The sequence below is a fragment of the Dialister sp. UBA1703 genome, from assembly GCA_002320515.1.
Lineage (GTDB): Bacteria > Bacillota > Negativicutes > Veillonellales > Dialisteraceae > Dialister.
Genome location: DCJJ01000053.1, coordinates 352 through 4,478, shown reverse-complemented (window position 1 = coordinate 4,478; position 4,127 = coordinate 352). Strand labels below are relative to the sequence as shown.

Here is a 4,127-nt window from a genome sequence, read left to right as displayed (position 1 = left end):
ATGAATGAATCAGTGCTTCCTTAGCTCCATGAAGCAATGATTCATACCGGCGCGTACCACCGCTCGAAATGACGGGGGAGCAATGATGACACAAAAGCCAGTCCGTAACATCTTGCGTCCCCTTTAGAGGAAGAGGGCCACGAAGTGGCGAAGGGGTGGACGAGGCGACAAGCCTGTATGATACTCTATGCGGTCGTGACGGCCGATAGGCAGCCTTCTTGTGGGAGATTTCTCGACTCCCTTTCACTAGCTCCATGGAGCAATGATTCATACCGGCGCTTCCCATCGCTCGAAATGACGGGGAGCCATAGTGGCACAAATGCAAGTCCCGTAACGCTGACTATATACTTATTGCCGCGCCAGCGGCAATCCACCACCCTCGGCGCCACAGGCGCCGTCAAACCTGAGGCCCCTCCGGCCCCAGCGGGCCGGTCCATCCGTTGAACCCTTTTCTTAATACCCCCGAATCTGTCCCTCTCCGCTCATATCGAAGAGGGGGCCGTAGGCGGCGTTGGCCAGGCCTTTGATGGCCCATACGCAGTTCTGGGAGGCGGAGTAAATGTACCGGTCTTCCACCGGTACAATGTGTTTGGCGGCCCGCATGGAAGCGATGGCGGGATTGGAGAGGAAATCATCTCTGTATTTGGCGGCGCCGGTGGTGTCGGAGGCGCGGTCGGTGGATACGAAGAGCATATCCGGGTCTGTCCTGATGATAAGTTCCGGCGAGGTGGCCTGCCCGTTCACGCCGCCGGCCAGGGCGATGGCGTTGTCAATGCGGGCGCGGGTGAGAAGTTCGTTGAACATGGAGCCCGGTCCGCCGTAGCGGGTCATCTGGGACACCAGGTATACCACCGGTTTCTTTCCTGTTTCTTTGGAAAGGCGGCTTTGGATTTCCGAAAGGGTCTTGTCCATCTGGGAAATCACCTGGTTTCCCCGTTCTTTTTCGTCCACTGCTGTAGCAATGATGCGCACATCATCCTTCACCTGGTCAATGGACCGGGGGCCGTCGATGACCACCACCGGAATGCCCAGGTTCCGGTAGAGATCCAGTTCTTTGCCGTCGGTATAGGTGGAGGCCACGATGAGGTCCGGCTTTGCTTCCGTCACCACTTCCATGGAAAGACCAGTAAGAGGGACGGTGAGGGGAATGTCTTTCGTTTCATTGGCAATATAGGAAATATTGGGGTCCCGGTCTGCTTCGGTGGCGGCCATCAGTTTGTCCGGCGTCACCACGGAAAGGAGCATGGTGTCGATGGAAGCGGAGTTTCCCAGAATGCGCTTCGGTTTGGCGGGAATAACAACGGCCTTCCCGGTGGCGTCGGTAACGGTATAGCCGCCCCCTTCGCCGGAGGATGCCATCTGCTTCATGCCGCAGCCGGAGAAGGAAAGGAGCATGAGGCTGCTCAAAAGTAAAGAAAAGCACTTTGTATATTTCATCGAAAACCTCCCTTGAAATCCATTTCATTATAGCATACATGAATGTATCCATTTGAATTATTAGAAAACAGTTTACAGAATCTGAAATTCATGTATAATAAAGAGGTAAGTTTATTAAGAATTCCGTAATGGTTTGAATCCGGGAGATTCCCGGAGGAGATGAAAAGGGAAGCGCGGTGAGGGGAGACCCGATTCCGCCACGGTCCCGCCGCTGTGAAGCTTCGGAAAGCAGGCAATGATTGAATCGGCCCTTTCCAGGGGAATTTCATGATGTCACTGGGAAACTGGGAAGACGAAATCTCTGAGGAAGCTGAGTCAGAAGAACTGCCTTATGGAACCGGTTTTCCGCCTTGCAGGATAAGGGGTACGATGTATACTGCTTCCCTGCGGGCGGCATGGTTTCATATACCCTGATTGGGGCAGCAAGGGAGGAACTTTTATGAACAGGAAAATTATGGCAGCGTCACTGGCAGTTTTATCACTTTCCGGCGGCGCTTTTTGCGTGGAAGCATCCGATATGCCGGTGTATACCCTGGAAGGCGTAGTGGTTACCGCTAGCCGAGTGCCGGAAAAGAAAATCGACTCCAACGCCGATGTGTCCGTGGTGACGGCGAAGGAAATCGAAGAGAAGCACTATGACGATGTGAGTGAGGCCATCCGTCATGTGCCGGGAGTCACTATTTCCAACCAGGGCGCCAGCAGCCAGGTGGGCATGAGTAACCAGATTTATATCAACGGCTCTAAAAATGTAGTGGTTCTGGTAGACGGCATGAGAAGAAATACCAATGGCAACTCCCTGTCCACTGCTGACATAGGCGATATGGTCAATATGGACTCCATTGACCATATCGAAGTACTGAAAGGCTCTGCCTCCACCCTTTACGGCTCCGATGCCCAGGGCGGCGTAATCAATATCATTACCAAAAAAGCTAAAAACGACGGGGTTCGCACCACCCTCCGCACCTCTTTCGGCAATGAAAGCAGGGAAAAATACTCTCTTCATAACGAAGGCCGGGAAGAAAATGTTTTCTGGAACGTAGATGCAGGCAAGGAACTGCAGGGGAAATACAAGGACGGCTGGGGCCGGAGGGTGATCAACCACCTCAATGCAGAGCACTACAACGTAAAACTGGGCTATGACCTGGGTAATGACTCCGATGTGGTATTCAACTATGAGAAGTATACATCCGATTATATCCGCCCGAATTCCGGAACCAACGATACAGCCCGGGCCAGAGGCAAAAAGGACAATGATTCTGTGAGCCTGCAGTATAAGGCGAAACTGAATGACCGCCTCACCAGCCAGTTTTCTATCTACAGAAACAATACCCATATCAATGATAACTATACCGCTTCAGCCCTCTGGGATATCTGTGATATGAAGATGAGAACCACCGGAATTTCCGACCAGCTGACCTATACCATGGACCGGCAGACTATAACCGGCGGATTTGACTGGTACAAGGATGAAATCCCCTATTATAAAGGGACTCCTGATGTGGAAGGCACCAGCATTACCAATACCGCCTTCTATCTGCAGGATAAGATCGACCTCACTGACAGATGGAATGTGACCCCGGGCATCCGGATAGACCATCATTCCGAATTCGGCACCCACACATCCCCCAGTCTCTCAGTAGGCTATAAGCAGAATGAAAAGACCAATTACTACATCAACTATAAATCCTTCTTCGCAGCCCCCAGCCTCCTTCACCTTTATTCTTCATATGGCAATAAAGACCTGGATCCGGAGGAAGGAAATACCGTTGAATTCGGCGTGAATCACCGGTTTACCGATTCCCTTGACGGCACTTTCAACGTATTCCATACCCATGCGAAGAACTTAATTGATTATGACTATACGACCAGCCGCTATAGAAATTCAGGAAAAACCAATGCCAATGGCTTCAGCCTGAGCCTGAACAAGGAATTCAGCCGGCACTGGAACGCCTCCCTTGGCTATTCCTATCTCCATATGCAGGCCAAAGCCGGAGAAAATATCAATAATAACGGAGCCCTTCCGGAAAGCACGCTGCATGTGAATGTGTCCTACAAAGCAGACAAATTTAATGCATCCCTTGACGGCAGAGGTGTCATGAACCGCTATGGCAGCAAAAAACACCCTGAAATGCGGAACTATAGCAGCTACTGGGTATGGGACATGGCGGCCAACTATCATTTCACCAAAAACGCCACCCTTTTCGCCAGGGTGAATAACATTTTCGACCAGTTCTATACCGATGTAGGCACCTCTTCCGACCCCTACGGGACATGGTACTCCGCTCCCGGCCGTAACTTTGAAATCGGCATGCAGTTCACCTTCTGATAATTTCCAATCCCTGCGCCGGCAGGGATTTTTTCATGCAGCCCGATGAAAGTCCCCCGTCCGCTTACCGCCGGCGGTGTACCGGTATCCCCGAAAGCAAGAAGACGGCAGACCGTCAGACAGTCAGACGGCAGACTTCCCGCCACCGGCATTGACTTACATGTAACCCCATACCGGCATGTACCAAGATCCTTCGCTTCGCTCAGGATGACGAGTGGCCGGCGGGGAAATAAGCACTTCGTCATGCACCACCGGTGACACAAAAATCAAAACCGTAACGCTGACTTTATAATCATTGCCCCTAAAGGGGAAACGACTCACTACATTTTGCGCGTCGCTAGCGCTCCTTCATCCTCTGCTGTCA

General features: G+C 52.0%; 2 protein-coding genes and 1 riboswitch. Of the genes, one reads left to right on the top strand and one right to left on the bottom strand.

The features are described from left to right. Window positions 1–453: 453 nt before the first annotated feature. The gene (locus tag B2Y11_RS02395; protein ID WP_291055713.1) at window positions 454–1,437 is read right to left on the bottom strand and encodes an ABC transporter substrate-binding protein; all 984 of its coding nucleotides are present in this window, start codon (window positions 1,435–1,437) and stop codon (window positions 454–456) included. Between the two features lie 111 nt (window positions 1,438–1,548). After that, window positions 1,549–1,783: riboswitch (cobalamin riboswitch) on the top strand. Between the two features lie 93 nt (window positions 1,784–1,876). Here B2Y11_RS02395 and B2Y11_RS02390 point away from each other — a divergent pair. Next, a complete protein-coding gene (locus B2Y11_RS02390) occupies window positions 1,877–3,763 on the top strand; it encodes a TonB-dependent receptor plug domain-containing protein (RefSeq protein WP_291055710.1) in 1,887 nt (628 codons plus the stop codon). Window positions 3,764–4,127 lie beyond the last annotated feature (364 nt).